General features: G+C 69.0%; 15 protein-coding genes. 9 read left to right on the plus strand and 6 right to left on the minus strand.

The window, feature by feature from the left end; genetic code table 11:
- The first annotated feature begins 219 nt into the window (after positions 1-219).
- From rplJ to FHX33_RS15615, 5 genes are all read left to right on the plus strand, one after another.
- Entirely contained in the window at positions 220-735 is a 516-nt protein-coding gene (gene rplJ / locus FHX33_RS15595; RefSeq protein ID WP_021760248.1) for a 50S ribosomal protein L10, read from the plus strand.
- A 68-nt stretch (positions 736-803) separates the two neighbouring features.
- The gene (rplL, locus tag FHX33_RS15600; RefSeq protein ID WP_021760246.1) at positions 804-1,190 is read left to right on the plus strand and encodes a 50S ribosomal protein L7/L12; all 387 of its coding nucleotides are present in this window, start codon (positions 804-806) and stop codon (positions 1,188-1,190) included.
- A 225-nt stretch (positions 1,191-1,415) separates the two neighbouring features.
- Positions 1,416-1,559: a hypothetical protein gene (locus FHX33_RS15605; RefSeq protein ID WP_021760242.1), complete on the plus strand. Its 144-nt coding sequence runs from the start codon at positions 1,416-1,418 to the stop codon at positions 1,557-1,559.
- A 103-nt stretch (positions 1,560-1,662) separates the two neighbouring features.
- Positions 1,663-2,616, plus strand: a complete 954-nt coding sequence (locus FHX33_RS15610; protein ID WP_039921469.1) for a DUF7507 domain-containing protein — start codon at positions 1,663-1,665, stop codon at positions 2,614-2,616.
- A gap of 55 nt (positions 2,617-2,671) precedes the next feature.
- Positions 2,672-3,283, plus strand: a complete 612-nt coding sequence (locus tag FHX33_RS15615; protein WP_248616232.1) for a class I SAM-dependent DNA methyltransferase — start codon at positions 2,672-2,674, stop codon at positions 3,281-3,283.
- On the opposite strand, the gene FHX33_RS15620 is transcribed toward FHX33_RS15615, so the two are convergent.
- Positions 3,204-4,688, minus strand: coding sequence for an amino acid permease (locus FHX33_RS15620; RefSeq protein ID WP_051336918.1), 1,485 nt, complete (start codon positions 4,686-4,688; stop codon positions 3,204-3,206). The two genes, FHX33_RS15615 and FHX33_RS15620, sit on opposite strands and share 80 nt — an antisense overlap.
- 94 nt (positions 4,689-4,782) lie before the next feature.
- Between FHX33_RS15620 and FHX33_RS15625 the strand changes: the two genes are divergently transcribed.
- Together FHX33_RS15625 and FHX33_RS15630 are read left to right on the plus strand one after the other, a co-directional pair.
- Positions 4,783-5,253 carry a MarR family winged helix-turn-helix transcriptional regulator gene (locus FHX33_RS15625; protein WP_039921464.1) on the plus strand — a complete coding sequence of 157 codons (471 nt, stop codon included), beginning with the start codon at positions 4,783-4,785 and terminating at the stop codon, positions 5,251-5,253.
- A gap of 59 nt (positions 5,254-5,312) precedes the next feature.
- Positions 5,313-6,551: an MFS transporter gene (locus tag FHX33_RS15630; RefSeq protein WP_021760233.1), complete on the plus strand. Its 1,239-nt coding sequence runs from the start codon at positions 5,313-5,315 to the stop codon at positions 6,549-6,551.
- 165 nt (positions 6,552-6,716) lie between these two features.
- Here FHX33_RS15630 and FHX33_RS15635 read toward each other — a convergent pair whose 3' ends face one another.
- The 5 genes from FHX33_RS15635 to FHX33_RS15655 all read right to left on the minus strand — a co-directional run bounded on the left by FHX33_RS15635 (position 6,717) and on the right by FHX33_RS15655 (position 11,332).
- Positions 6,717-7,751 carry a LacI family DNA-binding transcriptional regulator gene (locus tag FHX33_RS15635; RefSeq protein ID WP_039921463.1) on the minus strand — a complete coding sequence of 345 codons (1,035 nt, stop codon included), beginning with the start codon at positions 7,749-7,751 and terminating at the stop codon, positions 6,717-6,719.
- Positions 7,752-7,767: 16 nt separating this feature from the next.
- The gene (locus FHX33_RS15640; protein WP_021760229.1) at positions 7,768-8,007 is read right to left on the minus strand and encodes a hypothetical protein; all 240 of its coding nucleotides are present in this window, start codon (positions 8,005-8,007) and stop codon (positions 7,768-7,770) included.
- 4 nt (positions 8,008-8,011) lie between these two features.
- Positions 8,012-8,926, minus strand: a complete 915-nt coding sequence (locus FHX33_RS15645) for a carbohydrate ABC transporter permease (RefSeq protein ID WP_021760227.1) — start codon at positions 8,924-8,926, stop codon at positions 8,012-8,014.
- Entirely contained in the window at positions 8,923-9,960 is a 1,038-nt protein-coding gene (locus FHX33_RS15650) for a carbohydrate ABC transporter permease (RefSeq protein WP_021760225.1), read from the minus strand. Before FHX33_RS15650 ends, FHX33_RS15645 begins: the two co-directional genes overlap by 4 nt.
- A gap of 85 nt (positions 9,961-10,045) precedes the next feature.
- Positions 10,046-11,332, minus strand: coding sequence for an ABC transporter substrate-binding protein (locus tag FHX33_RS15655; RefSeq protein WP_021760223.1), 1,287 nt, complete (start codon positions 11,330-11,332; stop codon positions 10,046-10,048).
- A 232-nt stretch (positions 11,333-11,564) separates the two neighbouring features.
- Between FHX33_RS15655 and FHX33_RS15660 the strand changes: the two genes are divergently transcribed.
- Positions 11,565-13,436: an ABC transporter ATP-binding protein gene (locus FHX33_RS15660; RefSeq protein ID WP_081703905.1), complete on the plus strand. Its 1,872-nt coding sequence runs from the start codon at positions 11,565-11,567 to the stop codon at positions 13,434-13,436.
- 429 nt (positions 13,437-13,865) lie between these two features.
- Positions 13,866-17,498 (plus strand): adenylate/guanylate cyclase domain-containing protein, encoded by a 3,633-nt coding sequence (locus FHX33_RS15665; RefSeq protein WP_169730321.1) that lies wholly within the window; start codon positions 13,866-13,868, stop codon positions 17,496-17,498.
- The last annotated feature ends 59 nt before the right edge of the window (positions 17,499-17,557 follow it).

The raw sequence follows: 17,557 nt of genomic DNA on the forward strand, positions 1-17,557 counted from the left end.
CCATCACGTACCCTTGACGAAGCCAAAGACCGCTGGTCCCCGTGTCCGCACGGAGAGAAGATCCACTCAGGTGGGCGCCCGCGCAGGTGTATGAAGCAAGACTCGCAGGTTCCTGCGTCCTCCAGCTCCGTGCCTCTGCGCCGGAGCTTTTTTCTTTGCCCGCGGTCGAGGCGCACGCCGCTCCCGCGGTGTGCGACGAAGAAGATTGAGAGGTAGGCCATGGCGAACAAGGAAGCCACGGTTGCCGAGCTCGAGAACCTGTTCACGAGCTCGACCGCCGTTCTGCTGACCGAGTACCGCGGTCTCACTGTCGCTCAGCTCAAGAAGCTGCGCACGTCGATCAGTGAGCACGCGACGTACGCCGTGGTGAAGAACACGCTGACCAAGATCGCAGCGAACAAGGCCGGAATCTCGTCGTTCGACGACGAGCTCGCCGGTCCGTCCGCGATCGCATTCGTGCACGGCGACCCGGTCGCCGTCGCGAAGGCACTGCGTGACTTCACCAAGGCGAACCCTCTGCTGGTGGTCAAGGGCGGTTACTTCGACGGTAACCCGCTCACCGCCGAAGAGGTAGGCAAGCTCGCCGACCTCGAGTCCCGTGAGGTTCTGCTGGCCAAGCTGGCCGGCGCCTTCAAGGCCTCGCTGTTCGGAGCCGCATATCTGTTCAACGCACCGCTGTCGCAGGCCGTTCGCACGGTCGACGCGCTGCGTGAGAAGCAGGAGTCCGCTGCGTAAGGTCCCTCGAGGACCAGGCCCCCGGGCCCCGCAAGCGGTGAGTAACCACACACACTAAGGAGAAAATCATGGCAAAGCTGTCGACTGACGAGCTGCTCGACGCGTTCAAGGAGCTCACGCTCATCGAGCTGAGCGAGTTCGTGAAGAAGTTCGAGGAGACCTTCGAGGTCACCGCCGCCGCCCCCGTCGCCGTTGCTGCGGCCGGCGCCGGCGCTGCTGCCCCCGCCGAAGAGGTCGAGGAGAAGGACTCCTTCGACGTCGTCCTCGAGGCGGCCGGTGACAAGAAGATCCAGGTCATCAAGGAGGTGCGCGCCCTCACCAGCCTCGGCCTCGGTGAGGCGAAGGCTCTCGTCGACGGTGCGCCCAGCACCGTTCTCGAGGGTGCCAACAAGGAGACCGCTGAGAAGGCGAAGGCCCAGCTCGAAGAGGCTGGCGCCACCATCACCCTGAAGTAGTCGACGCCCCATCGGGGCTCTTCTACACGCAGGTTGACGCTGCTCGACGCGGACTCCTCTCACGAGAGTGTCCGCGTTGTGGAGGGCGTCGCCCCCGCTGCGGGGCGACGCCCTCCGTGCGTTTAACGGCGCGCGGACGCGGACGCTCATCCACATCGGAGCGTCCGATCGCGCCTGCCTGCGTGTGTCGGTGTGCAAGGACGCACAATCGGAAGAAGAACAACGATGAGTACATCGCTGTGGCGCAGCTGCGCCGCATACCTCCGCGGCTTCGGGGCCGCACTCCTGCACGGTGAGGACCGCGACAACGGTTGCCACCCGCCGGATCTCTGCCGCAGGACCCTCCTGTACGACCGGTACCTGCGGTAACCCGAACCACCTGAGACGCCCTCGGCGCCGGATCCGTCCGGTGCCGGGGGCGTCCGTGTGTGCGGTCTAGAGGGCTCCGATGAGGCTTCATAGGATGGAGCGCATGGGGAGATTCCGCGCACTCGCGCTCGTCGTCGTCGGGGTCGTCACGGCCGGATTGGCGGGGGCGGTGATCGCGGCGCCCGCGTCGGCGGCGCCCAGCGCCGAGCTGGTCCTCACCGCCACACCTGACACCCCTGCGGAGCTGACGGCCGGCACGACGATCGTGTTCACGTACGCGGTGACGAACACTGGCGACGCGGCGTTCTCCGGACTCGACGTCACCACGGTCGAGATCTCCGGGACGGGCACCCTGTCGCCCGCGACGTGCGTCGGCCTGCCGCTGGACCCGGGGGCGTCCACCACCTGCACAGCCGACTACATCGTCACCCAACGTGACGTGGATTCCGGGGGGATCGTGCACCGCGCGTTCGTCACCGCCACCGGCAACCCGGGCGAGACGATCGACACCCCCACCGAGGAACTGGTCATCGACACCGTGCGGGACCCGGGGCTCTCGCTCGCGAAGTCGGTCACCCCGGCCTCCGGGCCGGTCGCTTCCGGCGCTGTCGTGACCTACTCGTACACGATCACGAACACCGGCACGGTGACCGTCACCGCGCTGGCCGTCGTCGAGGGCGCGTTCACCGGGACGGGCACGCTCGGCGCGATCTCGTGCCCCGGCACCACGCTCCTGCCGGGCGAGGCACTGACCTGCACGGCTCCGTACACGCTCACGGCGGCCGATATCGCTCGCGGCACTCTCAGCAACACGGCCACGGCAACGGGCGGGACCCCCGAAGAGACGGTCGTGACTTCTGCCGCGTCCACTGCGACGCGGACCCTGGCAGCCGTCGTCGTCACCCCGACGCCGCAGCCGACGGCCTCTCCGTCGCCGATCGACCCCGCTGTGCTGGCGGACACCGGCTCCACCACCGCACTCGGCGGCCTCATCGCGGCCGCTCTGCTCATCGGTGGTGCCGCCCTCGTCCTGATGCGACGCGTTCGGAGGGTCTGACATCGAGACGACCGAACCCGGCGACCGCGGCGCCACCCGGATCGCCTACGACGCCGTGGCGCAGGACTACGCCGATCTGCTGCGCGACGACCTGCGCGCCAACACGTTCGACCGTGCGGTGCTCGGCATCTTCGCCGAGCAGGTGATCGACGGCGGCGGCGGACGGATCGCCGATCTCGGCTGCGGTCCCGGACGCATCACAGGTCATCTCGCGGGGCTCGGCCTCGACGTCTCGGGGATCGATCTCTCGCCCGGGATGGTGGAGGTCGCGCGGCGCGAGCATCCCGGCATCCCATTCTCCGTCGGCTCGATGCTCGACCTGCCGTTCGGGGAGGCAGAGCTGGCGGGCGCGCTCGCCTGGTACTCGATCATCCACATCCCGCAAGACGAGCAGGACGCCCTCTTCCGGGAGTTCGCGCGCGTCGTCCGGCCCGGCGGCCGGCTGGTGCTGGCGTTCCAGGTCAGCACGGCGGGGGACGAGGATGTGGTGCACCTGACGCACGCGTACGGCCACGACATCGACCTGCGGACGCGACGCCAGTCGCCGGAGCGGGTGCGCCGCCGGCTCGCCGCAGCGGGTTTCGCCGTCACGGGCGAGGTGCTGCGCGAGCCGGTCGCGCCGGAGAAGACGCGGCAGGCGTATCTTCTCGCTCAGCGAACGCGGTGACCCGGCGCCGCATCAGGTACCAGCCGCCGATCAGCAGCGGGATGACGATCACGACGGCGGCGCCGACGGTGAACGTCCCCGTGGGGTAGTCGAGCAGGATGAGCACGCCCACCGTGGCGAGGAAGGCGAGGGCGACATACCCGGACCACGGTGACCAGGGCATCCGGAACGACGGTCGCGCTTCCTCGCCGCGTCGCGAGCGGCGGTACAGGGTCAGCTGGCACAGCACGATGACGCTCCAGGCGGTCAGAAGGCCGACCGAGGTGAGGTTGATGCCGATCTCGAAGGCCTGCTCCGGCAGGAGCACGTTCAGGACGATGCCGAGCAGCGCGACGGTGCCGGTGATGACGATGCCGCCGTAGGGGACGCCCGAGCGGTTCATCCGCGCGGCGAAGGCGGGGGCCGCACCGCGCAGGGCCAGCGACCGCGCGATCCGGCCCGTGGAGTAGAAGCCGGCGTTCAGCGAGGACAGGGCTGCCGTCAGCACGACGAGGTTCATCACCACGTCCGCGCCCTGCACCCCGATGGAGGCGAAGAAGGTCACGAACGGGCTCTCGTCGGCGGAGTAGGCGCTCGACGGGAGCAGGAGGGCGAGCAGCAGCACCGAGCCGACGTAGAAGAGGGCGATGCGCAGGATGACGGAGTTGATCGCGCGGGGCATGGTCCGCTCGGGATCGGCGGTCTCGCCCGCGGCCGTGCCGACCAGCTCGATCGCGCCGTAGGCGAAGACGACGCCCTGGACGACCAGGATGAGCGGGACGACCCCGTGCGGGAACATCCCGCCGCTCTCGGCCAGGAGGGAGAAGCCGGGGGTGTGGCCGGCGACGGGGGTCCCGAGCACCACGAACAGCGTCCCGATGATGAGGAAGAGCACGAGCGCGGCCACCTTGATGAGCGCGAACCAGAACTCGAGCTCGCCGAACACCTTCACCGAGAGCAGGTTGAGTCCGAACACCAGCAGGAGGGCGCAGAGCGCCCACACCCACTGCGGCACCTCGGCGAAGAACGGAAGGTAGGCACCGAAGAACCGGAGGTAGACGGCGACGGCCGTCGCGTCGACGACGCCGATCATCGCCCAATACATCCAGTACATCCACCCGGTGACGAAGCCGGCCTTCTCGCCCAGGAACTCGCGCGCGTAGCTGACGAACGAACCCGAGTCGGGGCGGCGCAGCACGAGCTCGCCGAGCGCGCGGAGGATCAGGAAGGCGGCGAGACCGCAGACGGCGTAGGCGATGACGAGGGACGGGCCGGCCGAGGCGAGCCGTCCGCCCGCGCCGAGGAAGAGCCCGGTGCCGATCGCGCCGCCGATGGCGATCATCTGGATGTGCCGCGGCTTCAGCTCGCGGTGGTAGCCGCCGGAGCCCGCGGTTCCGGGCCGGTCGGGAGGAGTGCTTCGTCGCATCCTCCGATTCAAGCATCCCGGATGCTGTATATCACTAGCGTGTAATGAATGCATTCGCTTGATTTATATAGGCCAGCTATATAAAATGGAGGACATGTCCGAGAACCGCACCGAAGAACTGAGGAGCACGCTGGGCGACCTGGTCGTCGCCAGCCATCGACTCACCCGCCTCGCCGCCCGGGTCACCGGGAGCACCGAGTCGCCGGCCATCTGGCGCACGCTGAGCGTGCTGCAGACCTCCGGCCCGCTGCGCCTCGGCGAGCTCGCTTCGCACAGCCGGGTCTCGCAGCCGACCATGACCAAGCTCGTCCGCACGCTGGTCGAGTCCGAGTGGGTCAAGCGCATCGCCGACACGGACGACGCCCGCGCGTGGCAGATCGCCCTCACGACGAAGGGTGCGGACGCGCTCCAGTCATGGCGCGACGAGCTCTCCGCCGCCCTCGTCCCGATGTTCGCCGACCTCAGCGAGGACGAGCTCGCGGCCATGCGCTGCACGGTCGAGGTCATCGCCTCCCGCGTCGACCTCTCGACGGCGACCTCCGCCGCCCTCGCCGGCGCGCGCTGAGCGCGCCCCCGTTCACACCCCTCCCGCACCACCGAATCACCAGGAGCCGTCCACCCTCGATGTCCCACGACAAACCAGACAACATCCTCAAGCAGCCCACCGCCGTGTGGGCCGTCGCCTTCGCCTCCGTCATCGCCTTCATGGGCATCGGACTGGTCGACCCGATCCTCCCGGCCATCGCCAAGAGCCTCGAGGCGACCCCGACCGAGACCGAGATGCTCTTCACGAGCTACCTGCTCATCACGGGCCTGGCGATGTTCTTCACCAGCTGGATCTCGAGCCGCATCGGCGCGAAGCGCACCCTGCTGATCGGCCTGGCGCTCATCGTCGTGTTCGCGCTCGCCGCAGGCCTGTCGCAGAACGTGGAGTCGATCATCGGCTTCCGCGCCGGCTGGGGCCTGGGCAACGCCCTCTTCATCTCCACGGCGCTCGCGACCATCGTCGGCGCCGCCTCGGGCGGGACGTCGGCCGCGATCATCCTCTACGAGGCGGCCCTGGGCCTCGGCATCGCCATCGGCCCGCTCCTCGGCGGCCTGCTCGGCAGCTGGAGCTGGCGCGGACCGTTCTTCGGCACCGCCACCCTCATGGCGCTCGGCTTCATCGCGATCGTGATCATGCTGAAGAAGAACCCCGAGAAGCCCGTCCCGACGAAGCTCTCCGCTCCGTTCCGCGCCCTCGCGAAGCCGGCGCTCGGCTTCCTCGCCGCGGCCGCCCTGTTCTACAACATCGGCTTCTTCGTGCTGCTCGCCTACACGCCGTTCGCCCTCGTGCCGCTGGGCGTCGAGGACGCGATCACCCTCGGCCTGATCTTCTTCGGCTGGGGCGTCTCGCTCGCGGTGACCTCCGTCTGGGTCGCCCCGCTGCTCACGTCGCGCCTCCCGCGCACCCGGGTGCTGTGGATCGTGATGCCGCTGCTCGCGATCGACCTGGCGGCGGCCGGACTGTTCATCTCGTCCCTCGCGGCCCTCATCGTCTGCGTGATCATCGGCGGTCTGCTGCTCGGCATCCTGAACACCGTGCTCACCGAGTGCGTGATGGAGGCGACCGACCTGCCCCGCTCGGTCGCGTCGAGCGCCTACTCCGGCGTCCGGTTCCTCGGCGGCGCCATCGCCCCGCCGGCCGCGACGCTCCTGGCCGACACCATCAGCCCGGCCACGCCGTTCTTCGCCGGCGCCGTCTCGGTGCTGATCGCCGTCGCGCTCGTGATGATCGGCCACAAGCACCTGCGCCGGGTCGACGCTCCGCAGGAGTCGACGCAGCAGGAGGCCGAGGTGCTGTCGCTCGCCGACGCCGACTGAACGCGCCCGCGGCGCACGTCGTGGAATTCGAAGGGCCGCCCTGTCCTAGTCAGGGCGGCCCTTCTCGCGTCGAGGCCTAGGAGAGCCAGGAGCGAACAGCCACTGCGCACTCGATCGTGCCTACCCGAAAGGCGCGATCCGCGGCAGCGGCGCAGAAACATTCTTTCAGATGGACGGGGCTGCTCGGTACACGCCGCGCGGAGGGGCCGTCGAGGACCGCACGACGAGCGAGACGGGGGAGCGCACCGACCCGCGGCGCGGCTCGCCGCCGCCGAGTTCGTCGAGCAGGATGCGCGCGGCGACGGCGCCCTGCTCGAACGGGCTCTGCGCCATCGTGGTCAGCCCGAACGACTCGGAGAAGTCGTGGTCGTCGATGCCGATGACGGACAGATCGCCCGGCACGCTGAGCCCATGATCGCCCGCGGCGAGGATCGCCCCGAACGCCATCTCGTCCGACCCGGCGAACACCGCCGTGGGCCGTGGACCGGGACGATCGAGCAGCCGGTTCATGGCCGCCCGCGCGGCCGGAAGCGCGAAGCCGCCCGGCACGATCCACTCGGGCCGCACCGGCAGTCCTGCCGTCCGCATCGCGATGGTGAAGCCGCGCAGGCGCCCGGCCGGCACCTGGCTGTTGAGCCCCTCCTCGTCCTCGCCGCCGAGATGCGCGATCTCGGTGTGACCGAGGCTCAGGAGGTGCTCGGTCGCACGGCGCGCGGTGCTGCGCTCGTCGATGCCGACGCTCCGCAGACCCTTCACCGGGCCGCCCACCACGATCGTCGGGTGGCCGAGGGAGGCCAGCTGCTCGCGCTCCTCCACGGTGAAGTCGAGGCAGAGCGCGAGCAGGGCGTCGGTGCGCTTGCGCAGGATGCTGCGGTGGAACACCCGCTCCCGGTCGCCGCGGTGGCCGCCGAGGTTGAACAGGATCATGTCGTAGCTGGCGGCGCGCAGCTCGGCGTCGACGCCCTCCATCACCTGCGTGTAGAACCAGCGGCTCACCGACGGGACGACCACCCCGAGCGCGAGCGTGCGGCCGCTCGCGAGACCGGAGGCGCTGGAGGACGCGACGTAGCCGAGCTCGTCAGCCGCCCTCCGCACCGCCGCGCGCGTCGTGTCGGAGACGTTCGGGAGGCCGCGGAGCGCCCGCGAGACGGTCGCCGTCGAGACGCCGGTCGCGCGCGCGACCTCCTCGATCCCGGGCATCCGCATCGTCGGTCGCTCAGAGCTGCTCGGGCGCGGCCTGCTCCTGCTGCGCTCGGAGGCGCGCCGCCAGGATGCGGCGGCGCGCCTGCCAGAGCGCGATCAGGAGCAGGACCAGCACCAGGGTGATCAGTGCCCAGACGAGCGCCGGCTGGCCGGTCAGCTCGCAGACGAGCGTGATGACGAAGAACGCGACCGCGAAGAAGCCGACGAAGCCGATCCCGACGTCGACGGCTTCTCTCGGATCGCTCCAGCGCATCTGCTCAGCCCTTCACTCCGCCGGCGGTGAGCCCCGCGACGATCCGGCGCTGGAAGATCAGCACCAGGATGATGAGGGGGACGGTCACGATCGTACCGGCTGCCATCACGGCGGTGTACGGCTCCTGGTGCGGCTGACTGCCGGTGAAGGAGGCGATGGCCACGGTGACCGGCTGGGTCGCGTCGCTCGACAGCTGGCTGGAGATCAGGAACTCGTTCCACGACGAGATGAACGCCAGGATCGCTGTCGTGAAGACGGCCGGGGCGGCCAGCGGCAGGATGATCTTGCGGAAAGCCTGCGCCTGGGTGCAGCCGTCGATCCGCGCCGCCTCCTCGAGGTCCCACGGCATCTCCCGGAAGAACGAGGAGAGCGTGTAGACCGTCAGCGGCAGCGCGAACGAGATCTGCGGGATGATCAGCGCCTGGTAGGTCCCCATCCAGCCGATGCTCGTGAACAGCTGGAACAGCGGCGTGATGAGCGCGACGCCCGGGAACATCGAGGCGGCCAGGATGATGCCGAGCACGATGCCCTTGAACCGGAAGTCGAGTCGCGCCAGGGCGTAGGAGGCGAAGATGCCGAACACCAGCGAGACGACCGTGACGCACACGCCGATGATCAGCGAGTTCAGCAGCGCCTGACCGAGGTGGTTGCCGAGGTTGGTCGAGAACGCGGTCGCGTAGTTGTCCCACGTGAAGTGCGTGAACCACGGCGTCGTGTCGAAGGTGTAGCCGACATCCCGGAACGAGGTGACGACCATCCAGTAGAAGGGCAGCAGGCACCACAGGACGATGACGACGGCCTGCACGCCCGTGCGGACGCCGGCGTTGCGGCGACGGGAGGCGCCCTTCCTCTTCGTCTGGGTGCGGGGGAGGGCGTTCGCCTCGGCGGTGGCGGCGGCGGGGCCGGCGACTGCGGTCATTGCTTCGCACCCTTCTGCTGGGCTTCCTGCGTTCTCACGACGTTCGTCCCGAGTATTCGGACGAAGATGAACGCGACCAGGAAGATGATGATGAACGTGATGGTCGAGAGGGCGGCCGCGCTGTTGAAGCCCTGCCTGATCTGGTCGATGACCAGGATCGACAAGGTCGTGGTGGCATGGCCCGTACCTCCTCCACCGCCGGTGAGGATGGCCGGCAGGTCGTAGATGCGGAGGGCGTCGAGGACGCGGAACAGGATGGCGACCATGAGCGCCGGCTTGAGCAGCGGCATCGTGACCCGCCAGAACCGCTGCAGGGTGGACGCGCCGTCCATCTTGGCGGCCTCGTAGACGTCTTCGGGGATCAGCTGCAGACCCGCCAGGATCAGCAGGGCCATGAACGGCGTGGTCTTCCAGGTGTCGGCGATGATCACCGCGAACCGGGAGGCCCATTCGTCGCTGGTCCAGAGGATGTGCGCCCCGAGGATCGCGTTGGCGATGCCGGCGACCGAGAAGATGAAGAACCACAGCTTCGCGGTGACGGCGGTCGGGATGGCCCACGGCACCAGGATCGCGGCGCGGACGAAGCCGCGGCCGCGGAACGCGCGGTTCATGATGAGAGCGAACCAGAGGCCGAGGACGGTCTCGAGGATGACGGTCGTCACGGTGAAGAAGAAGGTGACGAACACGGCGTTCCAGAAGGTGGAGCCCAGGTTGCCGGGCGGGCACGCGATGGTGTTGCCGTCCGTCCCCATGCACTGCTGGAACAGCCAGTGCGCGTAGTTCTGGAATCCGGCGAAGCCGCCCTGGACGAACAGGCCGGTGGCCGGGTCGAGGCCGGCATCCTTCTGGAAGGACATGACGATGGCGGTCACGACCGGGTAGCCGATGACGACGGCCAGGAGGATGAGTGTCGGGATGATCAGGTAGAGGGCCCAGCGGCTCTGCTGGCGCCTGTTCTTCTTGATCCCGGCCCGGACCGGTGGTTTGCCGCTCTGATTGGTGGATGAGGGGGCGACGACGTTCGACGCTGACATGTGTGCCTCCGGTGACGTGGCAGAAGAGAGGGGGACCGGGCGGCGGGAAGGATCCCGCCGCCCGGTGACCGGTGGACCGGCCGGGTCAGCCCTGGCTGGCCGTCTGGATCGCCGACGCCATGTCCTTCAGCGCCTGGTCGACCGTCTTGTCGCCCTTGAGGGCGGCGTAGGAGTTGTCCTGAACGGCCTTGGTGATGGCCGGGTAGAACGGCGAGACGGGACGCGGCACCGCGTTCTCGATCGACGTCTTCAGGGTGGACAGGTACGGCAGCTGGGTGTTCAGGTCCGCGTCGTCGTACAGCGACGACAGGACCGGGGCCAGCGATCCCTGGGTGACGAAGAACTTCTGCGTCTCTTCGCTCTGCAGGAACTTGAGGAACGCGAACGCGGTCGCCTTGTGCTTGGAGTACACGCTGATGGCCGCGTTGTGACCGCCCAGGCTGGAGACGCCCGGCTTGTCGGCCGAGACGCCCGGCAGCGGAGCGACGCCGAAGGTGTCCTTCACCGTCGAGGAGCCGTCGGTCTTGGCCAGGTTGTAGACGTACGGCCAGTTGCGCAGGAACAGCAGCTTGCCGGCCTCGAACGCCTGCCGGCCCTGCTCCTCCTGGTAGGTGATGGCCTCGGCCGGGATCTGGCCGTTCTTGAAGCCGTCGACCAGGCGGGACAGACCCGCGTTGGCCTCCTTGCTGTCGACCGTCACCGTCTTGCCGTCGTCGCCGACGATGGTGCCGCCGTTGGTGTTGATGGCCTCGGCCACGTTCACCGTCAGGCCCTCGTACTGGGCGAACTGACCGGCGTAGCAGCCGATCCCGTTGGCCTTGGCGATGTCGCAGTCCTTGAGCATGTCGTCCCAGGTCTTCGGCGGCGTGGGCACGAGGTCCTTGCGGTAGTAGAGGATGCCGCCGTCGGAGGTCTGCGGCGCCGCGTACTGCGTGCCGTTGTAGGTGCCCGACTTGACCGTCGGGGCGAGCAGGGACGAGTTGTCCATCTTGAAGTCGCCGGTCAGCGGCTGCAGCCAGCCCTTCGCCGCGAACTCACCCGTCCACACCACGTCGACATCGACGACGTCGTAGTTGGAGTCCTTCGCCTGGAAGTGCTGCACGAGGTCGTCGTGCTGCTGGTCCGCCTGGTCGGTCTGCTCCTTGAAGGTGACCTTCTCGTCGGGGTGCGCGGAGTTCCACTTCTCGATCAAGGGGCGGACGACGTTCGAGTTGTCCTTGCCCTGCACGTAGGTGATGGGGCCTTTGCCCGTGAGGTTCTGGCTGGCGTCGCCGCCGCTGCTGCTTCCTCCCGATCCCCCACCCGTGCAACCGGCAAGCGCGAGGCCGACCAGGGCGACTCCCGCGACCACGGAGAGACGTGCTGCTTTCATTTCACTCCTCATTGAGCTCTTGGTGCGGGCGCGGGTGCGCCCGCCGTCACCGTACCCCCGGTCCGCGCGTCGATGCAAGCGTTTACGTCAAGCGCTTGCATCACGGTTCCGTCACGAGGTTCCACCCTCGGGCGGGGGACGGGGATGCGTGGGACCGGTCATACGCGCCGCGGACGGGCGCGTCGCACGGCGGAGTTAGGCTGAGGCCGTGAGCGGGATGCGCGGGATGGGCATGGGCGGCGGAGGCGGCGGCGGGATGCGGTCGCGCGTGAGCGGCGGCGACGCCGAGGCGCAGAAGGCGCTCAACGCGACGGCACCGAAGATCCCGCACCTGTTCCGCCGGATCGTCTCGCTGTTCGCCGCGCACCGCACCGCCATCATCGTCACGATGGTGCTCGTGCTGGTCGGCGCGGCCCTGTCGGTCATCCCGCCCCTCCTGACTCAGCGGGCCTTCGACGACGGCCTCTTCCCCAAGGGCGGCCCCGACATGCCCGTGCTGATCGAGATCGTGGTCGCGATGATCGTGGTCTTCGTCGGCTCCGCGCTGCTCGGCGTCTGGCAGACCTACCTCACGGCGTCCGTCGGCAACAAGGTGATGGGGGCGCTGCGCGTGCGCCTCTTCTCGCACCTGCAGTCGATGGAGCTCAGCTTCTTCACGAAGACCAAGACCGGCATCATCCAGTCCCGGCTGCAGAACGACGTCGGCGGGGTGGCGAGCGTGCTCACCAACACGATGTCGAGCATCCTGGGCAACACCGTGACCGTGATCGCGGCGCTGGTCGCGATGCTGCTGCTGAACTGGCAGCTGACGATCGTCGCGGTGGTGCTGATGCCCATCCTCGTGATCGCGCAACGGCGGGTCGGCCAGGTGCGTGCGCGGATCGCGACGCGCACGCAGGAGTCGCTGTCGGACATGACCGCGATCACGCAGGAGACCCTGAGCGTCTCCGGCATCCTGCTCTCGAAGAGCTTCAACCGGCAGGGCGCCGAGGTGCAGCGCTACTCCGACGAGAACGAGAACCAGATCCGCCTGCAGGTGTCGCAGGCGATGAGCGGCCAGTGGTTCTTCGCGATGGTCAACATCTTCCTGTCGTCCATCCCGGCGATCGTCTACGTGGTCTCGGGCTGGCTCATCCTGGGCGGCGCGACGGACATCACGGCCGGAACGATCGTCGCGTTCACGACCGTGCAGGCGCGCCTCCTCTTCCCGCTGCTCGCGCTGATGCGGGTCGCGCTCGACCTGCAGACCTCGGGTGCGCTGTTCGCGCGCATCTTCGAGTACCTCGACCTGAAGCCCGCCATCGCCGATCGCCCCGACGCCGTGCCCGTCGACCCCGAGCGCGACCTCGGCCGCATCGAGTTCGACCACGTCGTCTTCCGCTACCCGGACGCGCGCGAGGGCGAGCGCAACACGCTCGACGACGTGTCGTTCACGATCCGAGCGGGCGAGTTCGCCGCCTTCGTCGGGCCGAGCGGCGCGGGGAAGACCACCGTCTCGTACCTGATCCCGCGGTTCTACGACGCCACGAGCGGGCGCATCCTGTTCGGCGGGTCGGACATCCGCGGGCTGCAGCAGGAGTCGCTCGTCTCGCATATCGGCGTGGTCAGTCAGGAGACGTATCTGTTCCACGCGACCATCGCCGAGAACCTCCGGTACGCCCGGCCGGACGCGACGCAGGAGGAGCTGGAGGCGGCCGCCCGGCAGGCGAACATCCACGAGACGATCGTGAGCTTCCCTGACGGGTACGCGACGATCGTGGGGGAGCGCGGCTACCGCCTCTCCGGCGGCGAGAAGCAGCGCATCGCCATCGCGCGCGTGCTGCTCAAAGACCCCGAGGTGCTCATCCTCGACGAGGCGACCAGTGCCCTCGACACCATCTCGGAACGCGTGGTGCAGCAGGCGCTGGACACGGCCTCCCGCGGCCGCACCACGATCGCGATCGCCCACCGCCTCTCCACCATCGTCGCGGCCGACGTGATCTTCGTCGTCGACCACGGGCAGATCGTGGAGCGCGGCACGCACCGGGAACTGCTCGAGGCCGGCGGCGTCTACACGAAGCTCTACCGCGAGCAGATCGAAGGGTCCCTCAGCCCGGAGGCGTGAGGCGGCCGGGCCGGGGTGGGCCGGGATGCAGCCGCCGTAACTCCGGAGATCTCGGGGTTTTTGGGCGAGGACTCCGGTTGAACGGCGAACTGAGCGGCGTGTCCGCTCCCGGGACCGGAGTTGGGACTGCCGCGTCGGCGACGCGCGGCGCTCCGCGTCGTGCGTTTCGACTGCCGTGGTCCACTGCCGTAACTCCGGAGATCTCGGTCGACGCGCCGCTCAGTTCGCCGGAACTCCGGTGGATGGATGGCTGGGTGGCGGGATCGCCGGAGTTACGGAGTGCGGAAGGTGGGATTCGGGAGGTCGAGGTGCGCGGCCGGGAGCGTCGGAAGTCCCGGGTTTTCCGGCCGGGACTAGATGCGGCGGCGGGGCGGGCATAGCGTGCGAGCACAGTTGTATGCCGAGTTCTGCGCGACAAAAGGGGACCGCGTGACCGCCGACACGCTCGAGACCGCATCTGTTCCGCCCGAGGCGACGCCGCCCGGATCCGCCGTACCGCCGGCGTCCGCCCCGCCACCCGCGACACCGCGGCGCCGACGCCGGGGCGGGCTCAGCATCCAGTCGAAGCTCCTCCTGATGCTGCTCGGGGTGAGCATCTTCTCGGTGCTGGTCACGGGCGTCATCGGCTACGTGAACGCCACCGACTCGCTCAAGGAGGCGGCGCTCAAGCAGCTGACGAGCGTGCGGGAGACGCGGGCCGCCGAGATCGAGCGCGTGTTCGCCAACGTGCGCTCGGCGGTGGTGCTGGGCTCCAGCAACCAGAGCGCGATCGACGCGTCGGCCGCGTTCAACGACGCGTTCGCCCAGCTCGGGACGGCGACGCTGCCGCCCGCACGGTCGCAGGCGCTGGACGCCTTCTACGCGGACACGTTCGTGCCGGCGCTCGACAAGCGCAGCGAGAACACGTACTCCGCCGACGGATTCACGCCCGAAGGCGCGGGCGCCTACCTGCAGTCGTATTACACGGCGCCGTACAAGCTCGACTACGACAAGGCCATCGCCCAGACGGACGCCGGTGACGGGAGCGCCTGGTCGGCCGCGAACGCGCGGTATAACCACTACTTCAGCGATCTGGTCACCAACCTCAACTTCGACGACGCCCTGCTGCTGAACACGCAGGGCGACGTCGTCTACTCGGCGTACAAGGGCACCGACCTGGGCACCAACGTCCTCACCGGTCCCTACAAGAACTCGCTGCTCTCGACGGCCTACCAGCAGGTGCTCACCACCAACACACTCGACGCGACCGTGACGACGGACTTCGAGCGGTACCTCCCGTCGCTCGGCGTGCCGACGATCTGGGTCGTCTCGCCGGTCGGGCAGGACGGCAAGCTCTCGGGCGTGCTCGCCTTCCAGATCAACATCGACACCATCAACAACGTGATGACGGGCAACGAGGGCTGGGCGAAGCAGGGGCTCGGCTCGACCGGCGAGGTGTACATCGCCGGGCCGGACAAGACGATGCGATCGGCGTCTCGGCTGCTCATCCAGGATCCGAAGGCGTACGAGCAGCAGGCGATCGCGGCCGGAACGCCGCCCGCGGTCGCGAAGCGGATCGTCGACGTCAAGGGCACGGTGCTGCTGCAGCCGGTGAACACAGTCGCGGTGAACAACGCCCTGAAGGGGAAGACGGGGACCTCGATTGGGGCCAGCTACGTCGGTAAGGAGAACCTCGCCGCCTACGCACCCCTCGACGTCCAGGGCCTCAACTGGGTGATCGTCGCCCGCGAGGACACGTCGGAGGCGTTCGCGCCGGCGGCCGACTTCACCCGCAACCTCGTGCTCTCGACCGCAGCCCTCGTGCTCGTGGTCTGCCTGTTGTCGCTGCTGCTCGCGCAGGTGTTCCTGCGACCGCTCCGCCGCCTCCTCGACGCGGTGAAACGCGTGGCGGCGGGGGAGGTCGGCGTGCAGGTCGACACGAAGTCGCGCGACGAGATCGCCGACCTGGGCGCGGCGTTCAACGACATGTCGCGCAGCCTCCAGGTGAAGGCGGACCTGCTCGAGGCGGAGCAGGAGGAGCACGAGCGGCTCCTGCTCACCCTGATGCCCGAGGGCGTCGCCAAGCGGTACCGGCAGGGCGACGAGACGATCGCGGAGGACCACCAGGACGTCACCGTGCTCTTCGCCGACATCGCCGGCTTCGACGACTACGCCCGCGGCAAGGACTCGGCGGAGTCGCTCGCGCTGCTCAACAGCATCGTCCGCAGCTTCGACGAGGCGGCCGAGAAGCACGGGGTCGAGCGGGTGCGGACGACGCGGCAGGAGGGGTACCTGGCCTCGTGCGGACTCACCGTCCCTCGGGTCGACAACGCCAGGCGGATGGTGGAGTTCGCGATCGCGATGCAGGGCATCCTCGACCGCTACGGCGCCCAGAACGGCATCGAGCTCAAGTTGCGCGCCGGCATCGACAGCGGCACGGTGACGAGCGGCCTCGTCGGCCGGACGAGCGTCGTCTACGACATGTGGGGCGACGCCGTGAACCTCGCGCACCGGGTGCAGGACGTCTCCAGCAGCCCGGGCATCTACCTGACGCAACGGGTCGTCGACTCCTCCCGGATTCCGTCGGCTACTCCGATTCGGGAGTGCTGGAGACGCAGACCGGTCGCGTGCGGGTCTGGCGCATCGATGCGGAGGCGGCGCGTGTCTGACATCACCGGCCAGCCGTGGTTCTGGCCCGCGCTGATCATCGTGATCGGGCTGCCGGTCGTGCTGCTCGTGCTGACCGAGCTGATCGCGTGGATGACGCGGCGCGGCAACCCGGCGGCGAAGATCGTGCGGCTGGTGCGCAACTACGTGCTCCCGCTGGGGGCGCTGCTGATCCTGCTGAGCCAGGTGGACCTCGGCTCGCGCGACGTGACGTCGACGAAGGTGGTCGCGACCGTCTTCGGCTTCCTGCTCATCCTCGTGCTGCTCAACGGGCTGAACGTGGCCCTGTTCGCGACGGCCGACCGCGGCTCGTGGCGGGCGCGCATCCCGTCGATCTTCGTCGACATCGTGCGGCTGCTGCTCATCGTGATCTGCCTGGCCGTGCTCTTCGCCTGGGTCTGGGGCGCAGACGTCGGCGGCCTGTTCACGGCGCTCGGGGTGAGCTCGATCGTCATCGGCCTCGCGCTGCAGAACGCGGTCGGTCCGATCGTCTCCGGCCTGTTCCTGCTGTTCGAGCAGCCGTTCCGGCTCGGCGATTGGCTCGACACCGGCAGCGTGCGCGGCCGCGTGATCGAGGTCAACTGGCGGGCGGTGCACATCGACACCGGCAACGGCATCCAGATCGTGCCGAACGGCTCCCTCGCCGACGCGTCGTTCACGAACCTGTCGAAGGCGCCCGGTCCCTTCCTGCTCTCCTCCACCCTGACCTTCACGACGGACGACGCACCGCAGGACGTGGTGCGGCTGCTGCGGACGGTGGCGGCGGAACTGCCGATGCTGGCCCGGGGGGCGTCGCCTGCCGCGTACCCGGTCGGCGGCGGGAAGTACCAGATCGACATCCCGGTCGACAGCCCGTCGCAGGGCGACCAGACTCTGGCGCTGTTCCTCACGTGGCTCTGGTACGCGGCGCGCCGGGCCGAGCTGCACCTCGACGGCGACCTCACCGACGACTACCGCACGCCGGAACGCCTGCGCGAGCTGCTGGCACGGGTGGCGGCCACCCTGCACATCGCCGAGGACGAGGTCGAGGAGTTCGCGTCGCGCGCGACGCTGGAGCGCTACGGGGCCGGGGAGACCATCCAGCGCGCCGGCGGCATCCCGGACTCCACCGGCGTGATCGCGGTGGGGGAGGCCCGGCTCGACGCTGTGGCCGAGGACGGCTCGCTGCTGCCGCTCGGCCAGCTCGGCGTCAACGACTACATCGGGCTGACCGCGCTGACGGGCGAGAAGCTGTTCACCTCGGTGGTGGCGCTCACCGACGTCACGCTGGTCACGGTGCCCGTGCCGGTGCTGGAGGAACTCGTGCGACGCCGTCCGCTCCTGGCGCGCGAGATCGGCCAGACGATCGACAACCGCAAGGCCATGGCCGAGCGGGCCGGTGGAGACGTCTCAGAGACACGGGGACTGCGCCGCTGACGCGTCGAGCGGGAGCCCTCGCGGCGCGCGCTCATCAAGTGTTAGCCTGGCCTAACACT

The organism is Leifsonia aquatica (genome assembly GCF_014190775.1).
Classification (GTDB): domain Bacteria; phylum Actinomycetota; class Actinomycetes; order Actinomycetales; family Microbacteriaceae; genus Leifsonia; species Leifsonia aquatica.